The following is a 22,748-nucleotide window of genomic DNA, read 5'->3' as shown; positions in this document are numbered from 1 at the left end:
AATACTTCATTATTTAGTATAAAAAACTGTATATAGTAACTTGATTTTTTTTATATAGTCTTGTATACTCAAAAATTAACTAATACATTTCTTAAAGTGAGATTATTATATGAGTGAAAGTAAAGAAATAAAAATAGCTATAGCTGGATATGGTAATGTTGGAAAGGCTACTTTAAAAACTATTATAACTAATAATAAAAATATAGAGAGAAGAAGCGGATTTAAATTAATAGTAAAAACAATATTCAGCAGAAATATTAAAGAAAAGCATGATGAATATCTTGATACTGTAGAAAATAAAACAGAAAATTTAAATGATATATTAAATGATAATGATATAGATATTATTGTAGAAGTTCTTGGCGGAATGACTACAGCAAAAGAGTTAATACTAAAATCTAATAAACCTGTTGTTACTGCAAATAAAGCATTATTAGCAAATAGTTTTGAAGAGTTAATAAAAAATAGAAAAGCAGATATTGAGTTTGAAGCTTCTGTTGCAGGTGCTATTCCTATAATAAGAGCTATGAAAGAAAGTTTAACCGCTGATAATATAGAATCTATTACTGGCATATTAAATGGTACTTGTAACTATATACTTACTAATATGACCAAACAAAAGATAGATTTTAATGTTGTTCTTAAAGAGGCACAAGATAGGGGATATGCTGAAGCTGACCCTACATTTGATATAGATGGTATAGACACTGCTCATAAGATATGTATTTTAGCATCTATTGCTTTTTGTAATATTATTAATATGAAAGATATTTATATTAGAGGAATAAGAAATATTTTATTAGATGATATTATATTTGCTATGGGATTGGGATACACTGTTAAGCTTGTTGCTGATGCTAGTATAGATAAAGATAATAATGTATATGTTTATGTTATACCTAGTTTTATAAAAGATAGGAATTTTTTAGCTAGGACAAGTTATAGTTTTAATGCTATTAAAGTTACTAGCGATATTGCTGGAGATAATGTATTTTATGGGGCAGGTGCTGGAGGAGTTACTACTAGCAGTGCTATAGTTTCAGATATTATATCTATTGCAAGAAATAAGGCTATTAGCAATGAACTTCTATCTCCAATTTTGGGCTTTACCCATTATAATAATGATTTAATAATAAAAGATTTTAGAGATAAAGAAGAAGATTTTTATGTAAGATTTAAATCTTTGAAAAACAAAATAGATTCTTTTGTTAATGCTTTTAATAACGCTTCAATTAATGTAGATAAAACTCTTAATAAAGATAATAATATGATGTTTGTATTAAGAAAAACTACTATTAATAATATAGTTAATTCTATAAAAACTATTGAGGATATAGAAAATATATTTATAGCAAAAATAAGACATTAATTATTTACTAGATAAAATTTTTAAACTATTTAAAAATTCTTTATTGTATTTTATTTCTATATCTATATTTTTTTTGGTTATTGGGTGTATAAAATGTATTTCTTTAGCTATTAATGCAAAGCTTTTGATATTATAAAGTTTTGCATTTTTAGAATATATTTTATCACCTATTATAGGGTTTCCTAAATATGATAAATGCACTCTTATTTGATGAGTTCTTCCTGTAATTGGTTTAAGCTCTAATAGAGAATGCAATTTGAATTTTTTTAATACTTTATAATGTGTTATGGCTTTCTCTCCGCCTTTTTTTACCACTATTCTCCTATTTGGATTATTTGTATCTTTTGCTATTTGTATATCTATAGTTCCTTTAATATTTTTTGGTATCCCTTCAACTATGGCATGATACACTTTATTAATTTCCTTGTTTTTGAATGCATTTTCAAAATATGTTTTTGTGTTATTATCTTTAGCAAGTATGAGTATACCAGAAGTATATTTATCTAATCTATGCACCAAAAAAAGCTCTTTTATATTTGGATAATCTTTTTTTATTATATCTATTATTGAATCATCTACTTCTATGCCGGCTTCTTTATTAATTATCAAAAAATATTCATCTTCATAAACAATATTAATCATTTTTTTATTATAAAATATATAATACATATTACAAGATATTTCTGTAAGTACTTATTACAAATAAAAATATTTTTTAATATTATGTTTATTTTCCGATAATTATAACAGTATATAATGGATAAGTGTATTATGAAAAAACTAATTGTATTGATTTTAATTAATGTTTCAATTCTATTTTCACAGAGCAGTAATGATTTAATGCAAAGTATAAATGATAACAATATAGAAGAAGTAAAAAATATAATAAGGGACGGGTATAATTTAGATATATTTGACTCTAAATATAATATGACGCCTTTGATGTATGCTGCTAAAAATGGCAATATTGATATTGTAAGAGAGCTTATCAATTTTGGTGCGAAAGATATTGATATGGCTTTTTATATTTCATGCATGGAGGGTTATTGGGATATAGCTAAAGAGTTAAATAATGCTGGTGCTAGTAATTATAATATTGCTATTAGTTATGCTGCTTTTGGGGGTAAATTGGATATTGTTCAAGAGCTTATTAATATTGGGGCAAAAGACATTAATAGTGCTTTGGTTAGTGCTTGCGAGGGCGGAGATATTAACACTATAAATTATTTAATAGATATGGGAGCTAATGTTAATGCTGAAACTCTATTAGTTGTATATAGGAATTATGAAGGCGCTATAAGAAAATCTCCTTTATCAGCATCAAAAGATTTAGATATTACAAAAAGGTTAATAGAAGCGGGAGCAACTAATTTAAATGATGCTTTAATTTATAATGCAAAAAACAATAATACTAATATGGTATTTGATTTAATAGAACTAGGAGCTGATGTAAACTCTTATGAAACTAATAGCGGAAAGAGCGTTTTAATGTATTCAATAGAGAGAGAAGATGCTAATTTAGACAGTATCAAAAAATTAATAGAATTAGGGGCAGATGTTCAAGCGAGAGACAGAAATGGAAACAGTGTTTTAATACGTTCTGTAATGTATCAATATGATAAAAAGGTAGAAGAGTATAATAAAACAATTTACAAAACATTCGGCACAGATATTAACATTATAGAAGAGCTATTAAAAGCAGGAGCAAATCCTACAGATAGAAATAATTATGACAATACAGCATACAGACTAGCTGCAAGAAAAAATAGAAAAGATGTAATAGAATTATTTGACTCTTACATTGAAAAGAAATAGTAAGCAATTTTGAAAATAGGAAATACTTAATGATAAAGACTATAGCTGAGAATTATAATATATTAGAGATAACAACAAGAATATTAGCAGCTTATGTGGTTGGTGCTTTGATAGGGTGGGAAAGGGCTCAACATAAAAAGCCTATAGGAAGCAGAACTACAAGCATTGTATGTATGGGGGCTGCTATATTATCTTGCTATGAAGAAGTATTTGCAAAAACTATACTAATTCAAAATAGTCAATTAATGGAGATAGGAAGCAAGTTATTATATACTATGCCTGATTACAGCAGAATTACAGCACAAATTGTTTCTGGCATTGGTTTCTTAGGTGCTGGTATGATTATACAAAACAGAGGTAAATTGCATGGAATAACTACTGCTGCTATTGTTTGGGTTACTGCTTGTTTGGGTATAGTTATAGGTTCTGGAGAATGGATACTTTCTGCTATTGGTTGTTTTTGTATATTTTTAAGTACATCAATTTATAGAGTACCTTATTTTTTGGCTCATAAAAATCATTCTATTATATATTTGATAGAATATAATAATAAAATTGATATTGAAAGTGAAATAGATAAATTTGGCATAAAAATTATGAGGTTTAAAATTGTAGGCTGGAAAGAAAATAAATGCAAAGAAAATGAAAATGAACTTCCAAACATAATAAGCAAAATACATATATTTGTGCCTAGTTTAGATGATGAAAATATAGAAAGAATTTTTATTAATTCAAATATAAAGATTATAAAAAAATTAAACTATATGAATGAAAAAGTAAATTTGAATAGTTTATAATATATATTTCTTATATCTTTATTTGTTACAACATTAATTAAACTAAATGTATAGTTCTTATTTATATAACTTAATCATTATTAATCTTTAGGAAGTAGTTTTACAGGGTCTAGAGCTCTTCCTCTATATGATATCTTGAAATATAATTCACTCTTATCAACCAACCCAGTATCTCCTATATCACCTATATAATCGCCTTTATTTACTATATCACCTAATTTTACTGCTATTTTAGATAAATGAGCATAAGAAGTTGTAAAACCATTTTTATGCTTTATTATAACTACTTTGCCAAAACCTCTAATATCATTAGCGTATTCTACAATACCATAATCTGCAGCTAATACTTTATCTCCAATATCTCCTAATATATTTATTCCTCTATTGGCAAGCTTATATGTGTCAACGCCATATCTAGCAACTATTATTCCCCTATAAGGCCATTGAAATGAAGAATCTGGTATAGTTTCATCGGCGTATTCGCTTTTTATAGTTTCTATTTTTAAGTTAGCTCCTATTTGTAAAGTATATTTATTAGCATCTTCTATATTGTTTATCTCTAATAATTTTTTTAATTCCATTTTATTGTTTCTAGCTATAGAATATAAAGTGTCCCCCTTTTTTACTTTATAATTAGAAATAACAATTTTATTTATTTTCTCTCTTTCACCATGTACTTTTAATACATCGCCTGCTTTTAATACATAATTATTATCTAATCCATTTAATGAATAAAGCTCTACTAAGTCCATTTTTTTAGCAACTGCTATTTCACTTAAAGTATCCCCGCTTTTAACTTTATAACTTTCTATTTTTATGTAGTCAGCTTTCTCTATAGAATTACTATCAAGTTTAACAGATATTTTATCGTATACTTTTATGTTATCACCAATTTTTAATACATAATCTCTTTTAAGTGAATTTAATTTTAATAATTCATCTAAAGACATAGAATTATTTATAGCTATAGCACCAAGAGTATCACCTCTTTTTACTTTATATATTCTAGTTGTTCTTGAAGTATCTACTTTATTCTGTATTTTTGAATTAATTTTTAATATTTCACCTACTTTAAGTTTGTATGTTAGAGGGTTTGATATATTATTTAATTTTAAAAACTCACTAACAGACATATCATTTTCAAAAGCAATGCCGTATAGAGTATCCCCATTTCTTACTTTATAGTCTATGTAATTTATATTCTCTTTTATATCTTCTATTTCTTCAACATCTTTGTTTTCTACTCTTTCTATATCATTTCTTTCTGCAACACTATTATTTTTTACTTTTAGAGTTTCTCCAATTTTAAGATTATATTTATTTGCATCATCTATTTTATTAAGTTTCAAAAACTCATTAGCACTCATACCATGAGAGAATGCTATGCCGTAGAGGGTGTCTCCATTTTTCACTTTATATTCACCATAATTATTTATTGGTTCTTTAATTTCTTCTATTATTTTTTCTGTATTATTATTATTATTATTATTATTATTATTTAAATTCTCTTCTCTTGATATTTTTGATGCTTTGGCAACCTTTAATATTTCACCTTTCTTCAATTGATACTTATTAAAATCTTCTATATTGTTTATGGCACAAAACTCACTGGCACTCATTCCATGCGAAAATGCTATACCAAGAATCGTATCTCCATCTTTCACTTGATAATCTATATATTTATTTTGCTCTATTTCTTTTTTTATATTTTCTATATTATTACGATTTACTTTTTCTTCTTCTTTTATTTCTTCTATATTTGAAACATTAGCAACTTTTAATATTTCGCCTTTCTTTAATTGATATTTATTAAAATCTTCTATATTGTTTATAGCACAAAACTCACTAGCACTCATTCCATGTGAAAATGCTATTCCAAGTATAGTATCCCCATCTTTTACTTTATAATCTGTGTAAGACTTTTTTTTCTCTGGCTTAAGTCCGTATGATTTAGCCTTAACATCATACACTAAATCATATTCTTTCTCTTTTACCTTTAGTGTTTCTCCAACTTTTAATTTATATGAATCTGGATCTTTTATTTTATTGAGTTTTAAAAACTCGCTTGCAGTCATATCATGAGCAAAAGCGATACCATATAGTGTATCACCATTTTCTACTTTATAATCTACATAATTTACAGCAAAGGAAAAATTATAAAACAATGATGCAAAAAAACATATAAAAAACAATTTTTTCATAACACCGCCTAATATTCATATAATTTAATTATCTACTTCAAAACTTTCTTCTACAGGAGGATCGCAAGCTAATACAACAACATTAGATTCCTTAACACTAGACATAGGAGATCCTTTTTTCATTTTTGAAACAAACTCTTCTATATCATTTTTTGTTTTTATATATGCTTCTATTTCAACTGAACCATCATAATTATTCCAGACTTTTCCTACTATATTCATAGCATCCGCTGTTTTTTTGGCATAGTATCTGAAACCTACGCCTTGAACTCTGCCTTTTAATAAAATATTAACTCTAAACATAAATATTTTATCGGATATTATACAATTATTTTTATTTTTTATTTTTACTAAAATTTTAATTAAATATTTTAATTATTTATATTTATGTTATTATATTTTACTATGAAGCTTAATGATAAACAACAAGAAATAATAGATTTATTTTTAAATAAAGGAATCTGTTTTGTTAGTGCATCTGCAGGTACTGGTAAAACAACAACTATCACAGAAGCATATTTAAAACTATTAGAAAATAAAAAACAAAAAGGTTCTAATATAGTTGTTATTACATTTACTAAAGCAGCTGCTAATGAAATGCTAATTAGAATAAGAAGAAAAATTAGAGAAAAAATTAATGAAGGTAAAGATATTGAGTATTGGAAGGATATTTATAAAGAAATATTAACTAATGCAAAAATATCTACTATACATTCATTTGCTAATTCTATTGTTAAAGAATATTCTATTTATCTTAATATGCCGCCTAAAATAACAATACTTGAAGAGAATAATGATTTTTATGAAGTAATTTATAATGAATTTTTAGAATTATTAAATGATAGTGAGTTTTCAGAAGAGATTAGAAAAAATTATAGAATATTTACAGATGAATCAAAAGATAAATTCATAAACGATATATTTAATTTTCTAATAAAAATAAAACCAAGATTAGAAACTATAGAAGCATTTGAAGAAGAAGCTAATAATATTTTAGAGATAGAACTTTATAATAATGCTTATAATACAATGTTTGAAAATATAAATTATTTAATAGATAATAAACCTGAAAAAAATGAAGGTGTTACTATAAAAAACATATTAGATTCTATTAATGATTCTATAGATATTATAAAAAAATCAAAAGAAATTAAAAATATAGAAAATGATGATTTATATGATAATATATTAAAATCATTAAGTATAGTAAAAAATAATAGAAAACTTGGAAAGACAAAGCACACAGATTTTAAAACTGCTTTTGATGAATTAAAAGATATTCTTATACCAAATTTTGAAAAGTATATAAAAATACAAAAAAATAAAAATATCTATATATCCCTCATTAATTTTATAAAAGAAGCCTATAACAGATTAGAAAACATTAAAAGACAAATGGGTGTATATTCTCATGAAGATATGATATCAAAGGCGATAGAAGCATTAGAAAATGAAACAATAAGCAAAGAAATAAGAGACAATATTAATACAGTAATATTAGATGAAGCTCAAGATACTAGCAAACTTCAATTTTCTTTTATTAATTTAATAGTATTTGGAAATAGAGAAATTAAAAAAGAAACTACCATAAAAGATAAAAAAATACTAATAGTTGGAGATAGAAAACAATCCATATATAGATTTAGAAATGCTGATTTAAATGTATTTACAAATGCTCAAGATATTTTTAAAGATTATGTAAGATATTTGCAGGATAATTACAGAAGCAAAGGAATGCTCATAAACTTCTTTAATGATATTTTTGAAAATACAATATTTAAAGATGATAATATAAAATATAAAAAAGATGATAATTTAATTTCAGGACAAAATGATAATGCAAAAAATAAATTAGTTTCTTTATTAGTTTTTAATAACAATATTGATGATGATATAAAGTTAAATAGTGATTCTAAAACCATATTAGAAGCATATGCTATAGCTAAGTTTATAAAAACAAATTTAAAAAATGATTATAAAAATACAGCAATGCTTCTACAAACATTTAGCAGATTAAATATTTATTTATCAGTATTTGCAGAAGAGAAAATACCTTATTATGTTGATGGCGGAAATGGTTTTTATGAGAGAGTTGAAATATCTAATTTAATAATATGCCTTAGATATTTAGTTTTAAAAGATTATTCCCTATTGCAAAATTTATTAATGTCTGAATTATTTGATATAAAGATTGCCAATTTATATGATTTTTCAATAGAATTAAAATTGAACGAAGATGAAAATTATAATTTATATGATTATTTTTCACTAAATGATTGCAAAGAAAAGACTATAGAAATAGCTAAGAAGAAAAAATATTATGATGAACTAAAAAAGGCAAAAGAGTTATTAAATAATATAGAATTAAAAATCAGCACGATGTCTTCTTATGATGCAATAGAGACAATATGCACTGAAACAAATTATTATAATTATTTGATGCTTAAAGAAGATGCAGAGATTTCTTATGCAAATATAGAAAAATTAAAAAAACTAGCTTATGATTTTGAAAATAGGGCGGGGGTTAATATTTATGATTTTGTCATTAGTTTGGATATGAATGCTAAAGATATATCATATGCCACAATACCAAAATTATCAGTTGATGCTATTAGAATAATGACTATACATAAATCTAAGGGGTTAGAGTTTAATAATGTCTTTTTAGCGGGAGCTGGACATTATAGAACTCTTCAAAACAATATGTTTGATTTTGTTGAAAACTATCCATATATAGAGATTCCTATACATGGAGAAATAGAAGAAAAATTAAAATTCTTTTCTAAAGATAATAATTACAATTCTTTAGCAGATAAATCTGAAAAGAAAAGGCTATTATATGTTGCTTTAACAAGAGCAAAAGAAAGATTAATAGTATCTGGTGAGAGTAGATATAAAAACTTAGAAGACCCTAAATCATATAGAAATTATATAGATTCTTATCATAATTTTAATATAGAAGATTGTGTAAATAATACAACAGATGATTTAGTTCATATAGATGATAATACTAATGAGTTTATGGACTATTATTCTTATGGTATATTAAAAAATGCTAATTATGATTTAAATGAATTATATATTAATAATTTAGAAAAAATAAATAAAAAAATAGATTCTATAAATATAAATAATATTATAGAAGAGAAAATACAAAAAATAAAGTATGTCAATCCTTCAGAATCATCTGATGCTGATTTTGATAAAAGTGTTATTAGCAGATTATTAAATAAAAATATTTCTATATCATTAGATGATAATAAAAGTTTTGACATAGAGAATCATGAAACAATAGAAGCAATAGATATGGGTATTTTAATGCATGACTTGCTTGAACATTTTGATTTTAATAAATATAAAACAAATAAAGAAAATTATATAGAAAAAATAAAAAATGATACTATAAAACAAAATAAACATTATGATGAAAAAGATTTAAAAAACAAGTTAGATAAATATTTTACAAACTTCATAAACAATAAACATATAACAAATATTATAAATGAAGAAGAATTAATAGTTTCAAGGGAGCATAAGTTTCAAGAGAGAAAATTAATTAAAAATAGAACTGAAGTTATTAATGCTAAAATAGATTTAATTACAAAAAACACAAACGAAGAATATTTTGTTTTGGATTATAAAGCTACAAAATATTCTAAAGAAAAAGAAGAGAAATATACAAAACAGCTTGAAATGTATAGAAATATTGTAAAAAAAGCATTTAATATTAATAGTGAAGTATATATAGATTTAATATTTTTAGGATAATTTTTATTAAGGAATGAATAATGTTTAAATTTAATATTAAAGACAAAAATAATTATTTTGAATCTCAAGATAAAGCATATATTAACCCTCCTAAAAGAATACCTTTTTTTTTAAGATTTCCAATATGGATAGCAAGCAAAAAGTTAAAAAAAGATTTACTTCTTGCAAAGGTTTTAGCTTGGAATCCAAAAACAGCTATTAGTTCTGGTATATTAGAATCTTTAATAACGCATGATGATAAAGAAGTGCCTAAAAGACTATTAAAGCTTATAAGAATACAAATATCTATAGATGTATCTTGTCCTTTTTGTATAGATATGAACAGTTTTGAGTATGATAAAGAAAATGTGACAGATGAAGAGATTAAAGCATTACAAAATAAAGATATAGACAATTGTCTTTCTTTATCAAAAAAAGAGAAAATAGCATTAAAATATATATCTGCCATAACAAAAACTCCAGTTATAATATCAGAAGAATTAATAAATGATGTAAAAAGAGAATATTCTGAAAGGGCTATATTGATATTAGTTGCAACAGCTGCACAGGTTAATTATTGGGCTAGGCTTATAAGAGGACTCGGAGTTCCTGTTGCTGGGTTTAGTAATATTTGTAAATTAGAATAATTATTAATATTGACAATATTATTTTTTCAAATATATTATTACAATGCTTAGAGATATATTTATAGATATAAGAAACAATAAAAAAGAGTGGCTCAAGAGTAAAAAGGGAATTGAGTTTGAAGATAGATTTGAGACTGCTTTAAAAAAGGTTGGTTTCAATAGAAGAAATGATATAGAAATAAAAAAAGTACTTTCTCTTTTGAAAACTGATATTTTAGATAAAAAGTCTGATAAGATTATTGATAATATTTATGCTTCAGAAGATAAGAGTTTTGAAAATTGTTTTGTATCGCAGCCTTATGGAAGTCAGAATTTCCCTGATTTTCTTGTATTTACAAGCAAAAAAATTATATCTATAGAGATAAAATATAGCAGCAATGTATCTTCAAAGCCAATGTGGAACAGCAATCTTCCTAAAGCGAATTCTATTTATATATTTGGCTCCTATGGGAGAGGAGATGTTACTTTTTTTATGGGTAATGATGTGCTTCCTATGAATGAGAGAGATGAGCTAATAGATTTTTTTGAAGAGATAAAAAAACTTGAAGATAGTTTTAAAAAGAAAATTAAAAAGAATAATAAAAATAATTTATTTGCATATAAGTTTGATAGAGGCTTTAATGTTTATGTGAGGCGTGCTTATGAACAAAATAAAACAATAAATGACAATGCTAAGATAGATTATTTTTTACATGAAGATAGAGAAAAATGCGAAGATAATGTTATAGAGTTTTGTAATAGTTTGTAAGAGAGAGATGATGATAAAAGAGTACACAAAAGAAAGTATAGATTATTTAAAAAATACGAATATAGAAAAAAGAAAAAAACTCGGCCAGTACTTTACTCCAAAAAGTATAAGAGATTTACTTTTAAAAGAATTAGTAAATATTGCAGAAAAAAAAGATAATGTAAAAATATTAGACCCAGCATGCGGAAGCGGAGAGTTTCTTTTATCTTGTAATGAGTATTTTAATAATGCTGAGATTTATGGATTTGATATTGATGAGAGTTTGGTATCTATATCAAAAAAACTAATAAATAATGCAGATATTAAATGCTTGGATACTTTAAAAATTGACACTGAGAAATCTATTAAATATGATTACATAATAGGAAATCCGCCATATTTTGAGTTTAAATTAGATAAAGAGCAAAAATTAAGATTTAAAGATATTATAAGCGGAAGGGTTAATATATTTTCTTTATTCATAAAAATAGGTTTAGAGCTTCTTAACGAGGGAGGATATTTAGCCTATGTAGTGCCTCCTTCAATGAATAACGGAGCATTCTTTTCTAAATTGAGAGAATATATAATAAATAATAGCAGTATTGAGTATATGCATATAGTAGAAGGCTCTGATAACTTTTATATGGCAAATCAAAAAGTAATGCTTTTAATACTAAAAAAAACTAATGCTAAAAAAAATAAAAAATACATATTCTCAAAAAATGATATTACAATATTTACAGAAGATAAAGTATTTTTAAATAGAGCATATAAAGATACTATTAGCTTGAAAGAAATAGGATATGCTGTAAAAACAGGAAGTGTCGCTTGGAATAAATTTAAAGAAAATCTTACAGAAAATAAAAATAATGCAATCCCTTTAATATATTCATCTAATATAGTAAAGGGAAAAATTGTTATACCAAATAAAAGAAAACTTCAGTATATAAAAAATATTTCAGAAGATTTAATAATAAGAGAAGAGGTGATAGCAGTTAATAGAATAACAGGCTCTCATGAAAATATTAATATAAAGTCAGCAATAGTCAAAGAGAGAGAGTTTGTATGTGAAAATCATGTTAATATAATATATCCATTAAGCAATTATAAGAAAAATTATAGTCTAGAATATATTTATAATGCATTAAATGATGAAACAAATATAAAAGTGCTAAGTTTAATAACAGGCAACACTCAAGTATCTAAAACAGAATTAGAAAGATTGCTTCCAATAAAAATTAAAAAATAATTATATTTTATTAAATACTTCTAAATTGTAAGCATCATTCCAAAATCTATATTCCCAAATAAAAGCGGTATCAAAAGATTTAATCATTTTTTCTTTATTTGTTTTGGAAGCTTTTGAGTACATATTGTCAATAATGCAAATCATATTGTCAGTTGCCTTAGAAAACTCTTCATCTGCATAAGTATCTATCCATTTTTTATATGGGTTATTTTTTGTAACAGCATTTTCTTTTATGTATTTGCCTATTTCATTGTATATCCAAAAACAAGGAAGTATGGCTGCTGCTGCAACTTCTACAGATTCAGTATGTGCTGTATTTATTAAAAAACTAGTATAGCCTAAATAGGCAGTTGTTATATTATTTGTATTTTTAAAATTAAATAACTCTCTAAAATATTTATGCACTACTTCTTCTTCAACTATATATGAATTAATAGAAGATTTTAAAAATGTAATTGCAGTATCTGCACTATCTATTTTTGAAGATATTATTGCTAAAACTTTTGAATAATATTTTAAGTAGTAAGCATCTTGTTCTATATAGTAGGCAAATTTATTTTTATCTAAAGTGCCTAACATTAATTCTTTGTTAAATGGCATATCTTTTATTTTTTGATAGTTTTTTATATTTTTGTTCCATACTTTTTTAGAAAAATCCATTGTTAATTCCTTTAATTAGTTTTATTAATTAATACTCTTCTATAAAATTAAAATGTGCTGCTATTTGAACACCTAAATCTATTGCTGCTAATTTTTGAACATCTGGAGAGACTCCTTTTACTTTAACATTAGGAAAATCATAGTTAAAATAAAAACTCAAACTGCTGCTTGAATAATATTTATAGAATTTATAACCAACTACAAATTTTATATACGGTATATATAAATCATCAAATCTATCTTTTAGCCTACTATAATTAAGAAGCTCTATTATATTATCATATCTATAGTTTCCACCTAAAGCTATTTTTACTCCTCCACCAACTCCAAGCATAAAACCATATATAGTAGATTCTAAATATCCTCCTACAAGTATGCTATCAAATAAATTAGCATATTTTCTCTTGATATTATAATCTATAAAACTAAAAGCATCTCTATGATATCCAAAATCAATTCCAAGTGTTATAGCAGATGGTACTCTTGAACTAAGTATAAAATTATAGGCTGTTTGTAATATTATACCGCCTTCAAAATATGATTGACTTTGATAGTCATTTTTATTTAAACTTCCTCCATTATTTTCTATTTTATATTCAGGTAAACTTCCAGCTAGGGTTATAACATATCCTAAACTAAAAAAACCCGGGGCTGCAAACAAATTACTCACTGAAAACAAAAATAAGAAAATTATAGTTTTTTTCATAAATTCTCCTAAATATTTATTATATTAATAATATATAGCTATTAATTTTTTAAGTCAATTAATTAGTATATATATTAATAATATTTTCCGATATTATAATAGAGATTTTTTATATTTTTAGGAGAATTTTATATGCCTGTTTTAACAATAGATCATGAAGAATATCCTTCAGTAATTGTTATTGAATATAATAGTTTATATAAAAATGAGTTAATTAATTTTATAAAAAATATTAAGATAAAAGATAATAAAGAAGTTGTATATACTGATAATTTTTTCTATAAAATAATTAATAATAACAATCAAAATGTTGGACTTCTAACAATAGATGGAAGAATAGAAGGTTATTATTATGTAGATAAAGATAATATGCTTAAATATATATATATAAGCTTTCCATATAGAAGGGGAGGATTTGGTAAGCTTCTTCTTTTGCATGCAATAAAACTTCACCCAGATATCACATTTGATAAAGGAACAAATCAAGGTTATAATAGACTTATAAGTTCACCATTATTTGAAGATGCTCTTAAAGGTAATTTATCTTCATTGGATGCTGCTAACAGTATGGATTCATTTGATGATTCTGGTTCAAGCAAAGAAGGAGAGCTTACATTATTTTAAAAAATATTATAATAATATTATTTTCTATAATTTTTATTTCTTGCAAACATAGTATGGTTTTTGTGCAGGAAGATTCTAAAGAAGTTGAAAAGATAAAAGTATATAAACTTGTCAATATGTATAGTTATATGAATATTACTATAAGTATTTATAAAAATAAAATATACGGTCAGTCTTCTGTTAATGAATATTGGGCAGATTGCCAAATAGAAAATGATAAAATTTCAATATCCATGATAAATACCACAAGAAAAACTGCTGATGCCAAAAGGAGAAATGCAGAGGGGGAATATTTGTCTATTCTCCAAACAGCATATTCTTTTAATATAACAGACAATATATTAACAATATACACAACATTTAGAGATGAGCCTTTAATATATGAAGAGATAAAATATTAAGTTTTTGTAATTTTAAGGTATATATTTTATTTTGTAATAAATATTAAACTATCGCTAAAGTTTTTTATATCAATTGAGTTATATTATATATATATTATGTAGTATTTTATCTATTTTAAACATCTAAAAATTTGTTCTGTATCACTAATAATATGTTGACATTTATATATTATATGTTAGAATATACTAACAAAAAATATTAGTAACAAAACAATGGAGATTCTAAAATGAAAAATAAAATAATTAAAAATCTGCTTTCTAGCATATTATTATTAATGCTTTTTGTAAACTGTTCTGGAAGTTCAGAGACTGCAGAAAGCAACAGAAAACTTAACAATGAAGAGTTAATATTTGTAAATTACAGAGATATAAGAGATTTAAATCCGCATTTATATGCTGGGGAGATGTATGCACAAGAGATGCTTTATGAAACATTAGTTAATATAGGAGAGAATGGATACGAACCTTGTCTTGCTGAAAGCTGGGATATAAGCAAAGATGGAAAACTATATACATTTAATATTAGAAAGAATGTTTATTTTTCTGATGGTGAGATATGTGATGCTAATGCTATAAAGGCTAATTTTGATGCTATTATAGAAAATAAAGAAAGACATACATGGCTTGAAATGATGCATATATTAGATAAAGTTGAGGCTGTTGATGATTATACTTTAAGAATAACTTTAACTTCTCCATATTATCCTATGCTTACAGAATTAGGAGTGACAAGACCATTTGCTATGATATCTCCAAAAGCTATGAAAAATGGTTCTACAAAGAATGGAGTTAATGAATATATAGGCACAGGTCCTTATGTATTAAAAGAATATGAAACTGATAAATATGCTGTTTTTGAAGCTAATACTAATTATTGGGGTGAAGAGCCTAAAATTAAAAGAATAAGAGTAAAAGTTATACCTGATAATCAAACTAGACTGCTCGCTTTAGAAAAGGGAGAGATAGATTTAATATTTGGAAAAAATATGATAGATTCTGATGCTATCAATAAATATAAAAATGATTCTAAATTTGTGTCATCTCTGTCAGCACCTACTTCAACAAGACAAATAGTATTAAATACAACTCATTCTATATTATCTAATAGTAATGTTAGAAAAGCATTACAGCATGCCACCGATAAAAAGGCCATATCAGATGGAATATTTTATGGTTTAGAGCCTCCTGCTGATACACTTTTCTCAAGAACTGTAGCATATTGCGATATAGAACTTACTCCTTATGAGTATAATATGGATAAGGCAAATCAATTATTAGAAGAAGCTGGTTGGGTTGTTGGTGATGATGGAATAAGAGAAAAAGATGGTCAAAGATTAAGTTTAAATCTTTTATATAATAGTGATAGTGTAACAGAAAAAACAATATCAGAATATTTACAGTCTGAGTATGCTAAAATAGGAGTTGAAGTTAATATTACAGGCGAAGAAGAGCAATCTTATAGAGATAATATGAAGGCTGGTAATTTTGATATGGTATTTAATATTTGCTGGGGCTCTCCTTATGACCCGCAATCATCATTAGCAGCTATGCGTCAGAGGGTATATGGTGATTATGCAGCTCAGCAGGGTTTGCATGATAAAAAAGAAATTGATGAAGCTATAACAAAAATTCTTTTAAGTGTAGATGAAAATGAAAGAAAAGAGCTTTATAATTTTGTTCTCACTAGACTTCATGAAGATGCTGTTTATATACCGCTTACTTATGAATGTAATAAGGCTGTTTATACATCAGATTTAAAAAATGTTAAGTTTGCTCAAACTCAATATGAAGTTCCTTTTTGGCTAATGTATTTTAATTAATAGATTTCATCGCTGCAAATTATAAAATTATAATTAGTAATTTGCAGCATACAGTTTCTTAATTATTATAAAAAAAGAGGTTTTCATTATGAAAGCATATATTATAAAAAGGGTATTAGTTACAATACCGCTTTTATTTGGAATTACTTTACTTAGTTTTTTCTTTATCAATCTAATACCATCAGATCCAGCTGAGGTTGTTTTAAGAGTTCAACAAATTCCTATTATATCTGATGAAGCAATAGAACAAATGCGTGAAGAATTGGGGTTAAACGATCCTTTTTTTGTTAGATATTTTAGATGGATATTAGATTTTTTAAGATTAGATTTGGGTGTAAGCTATACTAATCCTTCAAGAACAGTAGTTGGAGAAATAGCAAGGTCATTACCTGCAACATTACAATTAGCGTTTCTTTCTCTGATATTTGTAGTAGTTTTGAGTTTGCCTATTGGTTTTTTTAGTGCCGTGTATAAAGACAGCATTTTTGATAGAGTTATTAGATTTATAGTATTTGCAACAACAGCTATGCCTGCTTATTGGGTGGGGCTTTTATTAATATGGCTTGTTAGTATAAAACTTGATTTGCTCCCTACAAGCGGAAGCGGAACTTGGAGTCATGCAATACTCCCAGCAATAACAATATCAATAACATACATATCCACATATATAAGGATTATAAGAAATAATATGCTTGAAAATATGAAAGAAGATTATGTGTTATATGCAAATGCTAGAGGACTAAATCAAAGAATAATATTAGTAAAACATATATTAAAAAACTCTCTTCAATCATGCATTACAGCGATAGGAATGAGTATACCTCAATTAATATCTGGTACTATAGTTGTTGAAAATGTATTTGCATGGCCCGGTGTTGGAAGATTATGCATAGCTTCTATATTTAATAGAGATTATCCTGTTATACAAGCTTATATATTAATGACGGGTATTTTATTTGTATTTTTCAATTTGATTTTTGATATTATACAAAGAGTAGCTGATCCTAGACTTAGAATAGGGGAGTAATAAAATGTTAAAAAGATTTTTAGAAAATAAAATGGCATTAGGCTGTACGGTATTTATATTAATTATTGCATTAATAGGAATATTCGCTCCATTAATTGCTCCAAATGATCCTTATGCAAATAATATATTAAATAAGTTTGCAGGCATATCAAAAGAATATCCATTAGGAACAGATCAGCTTGGCAGATGTATATTATCAAGAATGATATATGGAATAAGATATACTTTATTTTTATCTTTACTCACTATGCTTGGAACTATAGCACTTGGCACTTTAATGGGAATACTTGCTGGATATTTTAAGGGTGCTGTTGATGAGATAATAATGAGAATAGTAGATGTTATGCTTTCTTTTCCAAGTCAGATAATGATACTTGCAGTTGTTGCTTTATTAGGAGTTGATATTGCCAATGTGATTATAGCGAATGTATTTATAAAATGGGCATGGTATTCAAGAATGATAAGAACGAATGTGCTTAAATATAGAGAAAAGAACTTTGTTTTATTTTCAAAAACTATAGGCTCCTCTTCAAGATTTATATTATTTAATCATATGATTCCTTCAATATCATCAGAAATGATAGTGCTTGCAACTTTAGATACAGGATGGGCCATATTAAACATTTCAACATTATCTTTTTTGGGACTAGGTGTGCAGGCTCCTATACCTGAATGGGGTGCTATGCTTAATGAAGCAAAAAATGTAATGACTACAAATCCTAAGCAGATGATAGTGCCAGGAGTTGCAATAGTATTTTTAGTAGCTTCATTCAATCTTCTTGGAGATGCTTTAAGAGATGTTCTTGACCCTAAAGAAAGCAGAGCATAATTTTATTATTTATTAAATAGGATTAAATATGAATGAAAATATTTTAGAAGTAAAAAATCTTAATGTTTATTTTAGAGAAAAAAATAATAATATAAAAATAATAGATGATGTTTCTTTTTCTATTAAAGAAGGAGAATGTTTAGGCATATTAGGAGAAAGCGGAAGCGGCAAAAGTATGACCATAAAATCAATACTTCGTTTGCTTGACAATAATTTTCGTGTAGAGGGAGAGGCTCTTTTTAATAATATTGATTTAATAAAAGAGAGTTCTGGAAACATAAGAAAATTAAGGGGAAATAAAATATGTATGATACTTCAAAATCCTATGACATGTTTTGACCCTTTGTATAGAATATACAATCAAATGCAGGAAACTTTTTTAGAGCATACAGATTTAAATAAAAAACAAATATATCAAAAACGTATAGACACTCTAAATATAATGAAAATAAGAAATCCGGAAGATACAATAAAAAAATATCCTCATCAGCTTAGCGGAGGAATGCTTCAAAGAATAATGATAGGATTAGCATTATCATTAAACCCTAGACTTATAATAGCTGATGAACCTACTACGGCAATAGATTCTATTAGTCAAAATACTATTATGAATGAATTTTTGAGAATAAAAAAAGAAAATAAAGTTTCTATGCTTTTTATATCGCATGATTTAGGAATATTATCCAAAATATCAAACAAAATGATAGTGATGAAAAAGGGAAGAATATTAGAAAATGCTTCTGTAGGAGATATTATATTTAACAGCAAAGATGAATATACAACTTCTCTAGTATCAAAAAGAATGTCTGTTATGAAAAAGTTTAATGAAATAGTTTATGGAGATGCAATATAATGACAAATGATAAAATAATATTAGAAGCAAAAAATATCAAAGTGAGTTTTAGAAAAGAAAATCAAAAAAAAGTTTTTGGTAAAGAAAGACAGACTGTATTAAATAATGTTTCTTTTTATTTAAAAAAGGGAGAATGTCTTGGTATTATAGGAGAGAGCGGAAGCGGTAAAAGCACATTAGGAAAGGTTATATTAGGACTTCAAAGACCTGAGAATGGGAAAGTTATTATAGATAATATAGACCTTTATAAATATAAAAACAAAATGAATAAAAAATTAAGATATGATATAAGTGTTGTGTTTCAAGATTATGTATCTTCTGTTAATCCTAGATTTACGGTTATGAGAACTTTAGATGAAGCTATTAATGTTCACACTATCAATACAGGAGAGCAGCTTGATAAGATAAATAGAAGAAATATGGCTATAGAGCTTTTAAATAATGTAGGGTTAGATGAAAGTTTTTTGCAAAGATATCCTCATGAATTAAGCGGAGGGCAATTGCAAAGAATTTGTATAGCTAGAGCAGTTGCAGTTCACCCAAAAATAATTTTATTAGATGAAGCGGTAAGTTCATTAGATGTTTCCACACAAACTCAGCTTATGGATTATTTAATAAAGTTAAGAAATATATATGGTTTTTCTTATATATTTATTACACATGATTTATCTACTATAACATATTTATGTGATAGGGTTTTGTTTTTTAATAGCGGAAATATTGTAGAAGAAATAGATGATATAAAAAATCTTAATAATGTAAAAACAGAATATGCCATAGAGCTTCTTAATAGTGTAAAAACATTTGATATAGTAAATATAGCAAGAGAACTAAGAGAAGAAAAATATATTGCAATATAATTTTTGCGATTATAAAAATTATAAAATGAATAATAATAATACAAAACAATTAATAAAAGATTCAGACTATATAAAAATATTAATACCTTTTGTAATATCCACAATGACGCAGCCTCTTTTAGGGGCAGTAGACACAGCTGTTGCTGGAAGGCTAGGGGACCCTATATATATAGCTGGTGTATCGGTGGGAAGTGTTGTTTTTAATACTATATATTGGGTGTTTGGTTTTCTTAGAGTAAATACTACTTCATTTAGTGCTATTGCATTAGGTACAGGAAAAAAAGAAGATAGAGCTTTTGCTTTTTTTCAGCCTTTATATATTGCATTATCAATATCATTTATAATACTAATATTTCAAAGAGTTATTAGCTTTTATGCAAAAAATACTTTTGATTTGGAAATAGGGGCATTAGAGGCTTTTAATATATATTATAATGTGCTTATATGGGGGGCTCCATTTTTATTATCTAATTATGTGATGTTGGGCTGGCTTATGGGGCAGAGAAAAGTTAAGGCTTCTTTAATAATGCAGATAAGCGGAAATTTATTAAATATGATATTGGATGTAATATTTGCTTTATCATTATCTATGGGTGTATTTGGTATAGCAATTGCAACTTTAATATCTCAGTTAACTTCTTTTTTTATTGGTGTGTTTTTTATTGTAAGATATGGAAATTTTGGAAAAGTTAATTTAAAAGATTTCACTGATTTATCTAAAATGAAAACTTCTTTAATTTCAAATTTATATCTTATGCTTAGAACAATATGTTTACTAATTCAAATAAATATTTTTACATCAAAAAGTGCCTCATTAGGAACTATATTAATTTCATCAAACTCTATACTTCTTCAAATACAATCAATAATATCATATATGTTTGATGGAATTGCTAATACTTCAAGTGTTTATAGTGGAAGAGCTTTTGGATTAAAAAACTCTGCTTTATTAAAATCTGCAATAATAAAAAATATTAAATATGGATTTATATTTGTAATATTATTAACAACTTTATATTTAATTTTTAATAAAACTTTTATTAATTTATTTACAGATAATATTGAAGTTTTAAATTATACTTATAAATATTATTTTTGGGTGGCATTATATCCTACTATTTCTGCTTTGGGGCTTACTCTTTATGGAATATTTACAGGGGCTTCTTTTAATAGGGCAGTGTTCATATCTACTTTTTTGAGTTTAATATTATTTTTAGCTGTGCTTTTTATAAGTTTTGATTATTTAAACAATAATGGGCTTTGGATTGCACTGCTTTCTTTTTATTTTGGCAGAAGTATTTTTATATTACCTTTTATAAAAAGTTTATTTAAAAAAATTGATAATGGAGTAAAAAATGAATAAAGTAAAAAAAGAAATTAAAAAGTTTATATGTAAGGCTACAGGAGAAGAAATAATTTTTCCTGTTGCATATGTAGAAGGAGACACTAGTAACAATGATAAAACTTTAGCTATTATAGGCGGAATGCATGGAAGTGAATTTGCAGGAATAGAGGCTGCTATAAGATTGTTAAATGATATAGAATCAAATAAATTGCAAGTTAAAGGAAGACTAATAATAACTACAATATTTAATATACCTGCTTTTAGAGAAAATAGAGCTTTTATTGTGCCTAATGATAATAAAAATCCATTAAGACTTTTTCCGGGTGAAGAGAATGGAAGTTATACTGAAGCTATGGATTATTATTTTTGGAATGAAGTATTAAAAGATGCTCAATATTGTATAGAACTTCATGGTGGAGATATACCTGAATCAATAGCTAATTGCATTTATGTTCCTATAGTTGGCATAGAAGAAACAGATAATATATCAAGAAAAATGGCTGAAGTATATAATATAAAATATATAGAAGTATATAATATAAAATATATAATACACACTAAAATGAACAAAGACAATAAATATGGGGGAGCTTATAGCAGATTAGCTTTTAGAGGCGTTCCTTCTATACTCACTGAAGCAGGAGGAAATGGGATATTAGATGAAGAGAATGTTCAAGTTCATTATGATGGAATAAAAAATGTTATGATTTATTTGAATATGTTATGCGATGAAAAAATAAAAGATACAGAAGAGAGAGTTATATTAAATTATACTGCTTCTATAAAGGCTGATTGTTATGGAATGTGGTATCCTACTGTAAAAACAGAAGATATTATTAAAAAAGGAGATAAGGTTGGAGAGATAAAAGATTATTTTGGAAAAAAAATTAAAGATGTAATATCAGATTATGACGGTGTTGTTTGTATTTTAAAGACAAATCCATCTTTGCAAATAGGGGATTCTTTAATAGAGATAAATGAAATAGAAGAAATAAAAAAATAAGTTTGATATTAACTTTTATAAAAATTTTTTAATATAAATTAGCCTTGCATATATTATTATACAAGGCT

Annotated in this window: 21 protein-coding genes; 16 read left to right on the top strand and 5 right to left on the bottom strand. The window is 25.5% G+C overall.

Annotation, left to right across the window (positions count from 1 at the left end; genetic code table 11):
* Positions 1-109 precede the first annotated feature (109 nt).
* Positions 110-1,369 carry a homoserine dehydrogenase gene (locus GQX97_RS03125; protein ID WP_157150490.1) on the top strand — a complete coding sequence of 420 codons (1,260 nt, stop codon included), beginning with the start codon at positions 110-112 and terminating at the stop codon, positions 1,367-1,369.
* Here the strand turns inward: GQX97_RS03125 and GQX97_RS03120 are convergent, their stop codons facing one another.
* Positions 1,370-2,038 carry an RluA family pseudouridine synthase gene (locus GQX97_RS03120; protein WP_157150489.1) on the bottom strand — a complete coding sequence of 223 codons (669 nt, stop codon included), beginning with the start codon at positions 2,036-2,038 and terminating at the stop codon, positions 1,370-1,372.
* A 102-nt stretch (positions 2,039-2,140) separates the two neighbouring features.
* Here GQX97_RS03120 and GQX97_RS03115 point away from each other — a divergent pair, with 102 nt between their 5' ends.
* Together GQX97_RS03115 and GQX97_RS03110 are read left to right on the top strand one after the other, a co-directional pair.
* On the top strand, positions 2,141-3,184 hold the full coding sequence (locus GQX97_RS03115) for an ankyrin repeat domain-containing protein (protein WP_157150488.1): 1,044 nt from the start codon (positions 2,141-2,143) through the stop codon (positions 3,182-3,184).
* A 29-nt stretch (positions 3,185-3,213) separates the two neighbouring features.
* On the top strand, positions 3,214-3,981 hold the full coding sequence (locus tag GQX97_RS03110; RefSeq protein WP_157150487.1) for an MgtC/SapB family protein: 768 nt from the start codon (positions 3,214-3,216) through the stop codon (positions 3,979-3,981).
* Between the two features lie 80 nt (positions 3,982-4,061).
* Here the strand turns inward: GQX97_RS03110 and GQX97_RS03105 are convergent, their stop codons facing one another.
* Together GQX97_RS03105 and GQX97_RS03100 are read right to left on the bottom strand one after the other, a co-directional pair.
* Positions 4,062-6,182, bottom strand: a complete 2,121-nt coding sequence (locus GQX97_RS03105) for a LysM peptidoglycan-binding domain-containing protein (RefSeq protein WP_157150486.1) — start codon at positions 6,180-6,182, stop codon at positions 4,062-4,064.
* A 24-nt stretch (positions 6,183-6,206) separates the two neighbouring features.
* Positions 6,207-6,485: an acylphosphatase gene (locus tag GQX97_RS03100; protein ID WP_157150485.1), complete on the bottom strand. Its 279-nt coding sequence runs from the start codon at positions 6,483-6,485 to the stop codon at positions 6,207-6,209.
* 102 nt (positions 6,486-6,587) lie between these two features.
* Here GQX97_RS03100 and GQX97_RS03095 point away from each other — a divergent pair, with 102 nt between their 5' ends.
* The 4 genes from GQX97_RS03095 to GQX97_RS03080 are packed head-to-tail and all read left to right on the top strand — an operon-like array spanning position 6,588 to position 12,552.
* Positions 6,588-9,950 (top strand): exodeoxyribonuclease V subunit beta, encoded by a 3,363-nt coding sequence (locus tag GQX97_RS03095; RefSeq protein WP_157150484.1) that lies wholly within the window; start codon positions 6,588-6,590, stop codon positions 9,948-9,950.
* Positions 9,951-9,970: 20 nt separating this feature from the next.
* Positions 9,971-10,576, top strand: a complete 606-nt coding sequence (locus GQX97_RS03090) for a carboxymuconolactone decarboxylase family protein (RefSeq protein WP_157150483.1) — start codon at positions 9,971-9,973, stop codon at positions 10,574-10,576.
* 43 nt (positions 10,577-10,619) lie between these two features.
* Positions 10,620-11,324 carry a type II restriction endonuclease gene (locus GQX97_RS03085; protein ID WP_157150482.1) on the top strand — a complete coding sequence of 235 codons (705 nt, stop codon included), beginning with the start codon at positions 10,620-10,622 and terminating at the stop codon, positions 11,322-11,324.
* Positions 11,325-11,334: 10 nt separating this feature from the next.
* Entirely contained in the window at positions 11,335-12,552 is a 1,218-nt protein-coding gene (locus tag GQX97_RS03080) for a class I SAM-dependent DNA methyltransferase (RefSeq protein ID WP_157150892.1), read from the top strand.
* Here GQX97_RS03080 and GQX97_RS03075 read toward each other — a convergent pair whose 3' ends face one another.
* Both GQX97_RS03075 and GQX97_RS03070 read right to left on the bottom strand, forming a co-directional pair.
* Positions 12,553-13,212: a TenA family protein gene (locus GQX97_RS03075; protein ID WP_157150481.1), complete on the bottom strand. Its 660-nt coding sequence runs from the start codon at positions 13,210-13,212 to the stop codon at positions 12,553-12,555.
* A 28-nt stretch (positions 13,213-13,240) separates the two neighbouring features.
* Complete coding sequence (locus tag GQX97_RS03070) at positions 13,241-13,918, bottom strand: hypothetical protein (protein ID WP_157150480.1); 678 nt, start codon at positions 13,916-13,918, stop codon at positions 13,241-13,243.
* 132 nt (positions 13,919-14,050) lie between these two features.
* Here GQX97_RS03070 and GQX97_RS03065 point away from each other — a divergent pair, with 132 nt between their 5' ends.
* The 9 genes from GQX97_RS03065 (at position 14,051) to GQX97_RS03025 (ending at position 22,680) form a co-directional block, all read left to right on the top strand.
* Positions 14,051-14,542: a hypothetical protein gene (locus GQX97_RS03065; protein WP_157150479.1), complete on the top strand. Its 492-nt coding sequence runs from the start codon at positions 14,051-14,053 to the stop codon at positions 14,540-14,542.
* Between the two features lie 53 nt (positions 14,543-14,595).
* The gene (locus tag GQX97_RS03060; RefSeq protein WP_232473248.1) at positions 14,596-14,943 is read left to right on the top strand and encodes an META domain-containing protein; all 348 of its coding nucleotides are present in this window, start codon (positions 14,596-14,598) and stop codon (positions 14,941-14,943) included.
* A 227-nt stretch (positions 14,944-15,170) separates the two neighbouring features.
* A complete protein-coding gene (gene nikA, locus GQX97_RS03055) occupies positions 15,171-16,763 on the top strand; it encodes a nickel ABC transporter substrate-binding protein (RefSeq protein WP_157150478.1) in 1,593 nt (530 codons plus the stop codon).
* Positions 16,764-16,851: 88 nt separating this feature from the next.
* Positions 16,852-17,790, top strand: coding sequence for a nickel/cobalt ABC transporter permease (gene opp1B / locus GQX97_RS03050; RefSeq protein ID WP_157150477.1), 939 nt, complete (start codon positions 16,852-16,854; stop codon positions 17,788-17,790).
* Between the two features lie 4 nt (positions 17,791-17,794).
* Positions 17,795-18,619, top strand: coding sequence for a nickel/cobalt ABC transporter permease (gene opp1C / locus GQX97_RS03045; protein WP_157148479.1), 825 nt, complete (start codon positions 17,795-17,797; stop codon positions 18,617-18,619).
* 28 nt (positions 18,620-18,647) lie between these two features.
* Positions 18,648-19,472, top strand: coding sequence for an ABC transporter ATP-binding protein (locus GQX97_RS03040; RefSeq protein WP_157150476.1), 825 nt, complete (start codon positions 18,648-18,650; stop codon positions 19,470-19,472).
* Positions 19,472-20,332, top strand: a complete 861-nt coding sequence (locus tag GQX97_RS03035) for an ABC transporter ATP-binding protein (RefSeq protein WP_157150475.1) — start codon at positions 19,472-19,474, stop codon at positions 20,330-20,332. Before GQX97_RS03040 ends, GQX97_RS03035 begins: the two co-directional genes overlap by 1 nt.
* Before the next feature lie 25 nt (positions 20,333-20,357).
* Entirely contained in the window at positions 20,358-21,695 is a 1,338-nt protein-coding gene (locus GQX97_RS03030) for an MATE family efflux transporter (protein WP_157150474.1), read from the top strand.
* Positions 21,688-22,680, top strand: a complete 993-nt coding sequence (locus tag GQX97_RS03025; RefSeq protein ID WP_157150473.1) for a M14 family metallopeptidase — start codon at positions 21,688-21,690, stop codon at positions 22,678-22,680. The genes GQX97_RS03030 and GQX97_RS03025 overlap by 8 nt, the downstream gene beginning before the upstream one ends.
* Positions 22,681-22,748: the final 68 nt, after the last annotated feature.

The sequence above is a fragment of the Brachyspira sp. SAP_772 genome (genome assembly GCF_009755885.1).
Taxonomy (GTDB): Bacteria; Spirochaetota; Brachyspiria; order Brachyspirales; family Brachyspiraceae; genus Brachyspira.
This window is presented reverse-complemented; position numbering and strand designations above follow the sequence as displayed.

Bases quoted from the DNA above. Each gene is read 5' to 3' on its own strand.
- GQX97_RS03125 (WP_157150490.1), top strand. From the start codon at position 110: ATGAGTGAAAGTAAAGAAATAAAAATAGCTATAGCTGGATATGGTAAT.
- GQX97_RS03120 (WP_157150489.1), bottom strand. From the start codon at position 2,038: ATGTATTATATATTTTATAATAAAAAAATGATTAATATTGTTTATGAA.
- GQX97_RS03115 (WP_157150488.1), top strand. From the start codon at position 2,141: ATGAAAAAACTAATTGTATTGATTTTAATTAATGTTTCAATTCTATTT.
- GQX97_RS03110 (WP_157150487.1), top strand. From the start codon at position 3,214: ATGATAAAGACTATAGCTGAGAATTATAATATATTAGAGATAACAACA.
- GQX97_RS03105 (WP_157150486.1), bottom strand. From the start codon at position 6,182: ATGAAAAAATTGTTTTTTATATGTTTTTTTGCATCATTGTTTTATAAT.
- GQX97_RS03100 (WP_157150485.1), bottom strand. From the start codon at position 6,485: ATGTTTAGAGTTAATATTTTATTAAAAGGCAGAGTTCAAGGCGTAGGT.
- GQX97_RS03095 (WP_157150484.1), top strand. From the start codon at position 6,588: ATGAAGCTTAATGATAAACAACAAGAAATAATAGATTTATTTTTAAAT.
- GQX97_RS03090 (WP_157150483.1), top strand. From the start codon at position 9,971: ATGTTTAAATTTAATATTAAAGACAAAAATAATTATTTTGAATCTCAA.
- GQX97_RS03085 (WP_157150482.1), top strand. From the start codon at position 10,620: ATGCTTAGAGATATATTTATAGATATAAGAAACAATAAAAAAGAGTGG.
- GQX97_RS03080 (WP_157150892.1), top strand. From the start codon at position 11,335: ATGATAAAAGAGTACACAAAAGAAAGTATAGATTATTTAAAAAATACG.
- GQX97_RS03075 (WP_157150481.1), bottom strand. From the start codon at position 13,212: ATGGATTTTTCTAAAAAAGTATGGAACAAAAATATAAAAAACTATCAA.
- GQX97_RS03070 (WP_157150480.1), bottom strand. From the start codon at position 13,918: ATGAAAAAAACTATAATTTTCTTATTTTTGTTTTCAGTGAGTAATTTG.
- GQX97_RS03065 (WP_157150479.1), top strand. From the start codon at position 14,051: ATGCCTGTTTTAACAATAGATCATGAAGAATATCCTTCAGTAATTGTT.
- GQX97_RS03060 (WP_232473248.1), top strand. From the start codon at position 14,596: ATGGTTTTTGTGCAGGAAGATTCTAAAGAAGTTGAAAAGATAAAAGTA.
- nikA (WP_157150478.1), top strand. From the start codon at position 15,171: ATGAAAAATAAAATAATTAAAAATCTGCTTTCTAGCATATTATTATTA.
- opp1B (WP_157150477.1), top strand. From the start codon at position 16,852: ATGAAAGCATATATTATAAAAAGGGTATTAGTTACAATACCGCTTTTA.
- opp1C (WP_157148479.1), top strand. From the start codon at position 17,795: ATGTTAAAAAGATTTTTAGAAAATAAAATGGCATTAGGCTGTACGGTA.
- GQX97_RS03040 (WP_157150476.1), top strand. From the start codon at position 18,648: ATGAATGAAAATATTTTAGAAGTAAAAAATCTTAATGTTTATTTTAGA.
- GQX97_RS03035 (WP_157150475.1), top strand. From the start codon at position 19,472: ATGACAAATGATAAAATAATATTAGAAGCAAAAAATATCAAAGTGAGT.
- GQX97_RS03030 (WP_157150474.1), top strand. From the start codon at position 20,358: ATGAATAATAATAATACAAAACAATTAATAAAAGATTCAGACTATATA.
- GQX97_RS03025 (WP_157150473.1), top strand. From the start codon at position 21,688: ATGAATAAAGTAAAAAAAGAAATTAAAAAGTTTATATGTAAGGCTACA.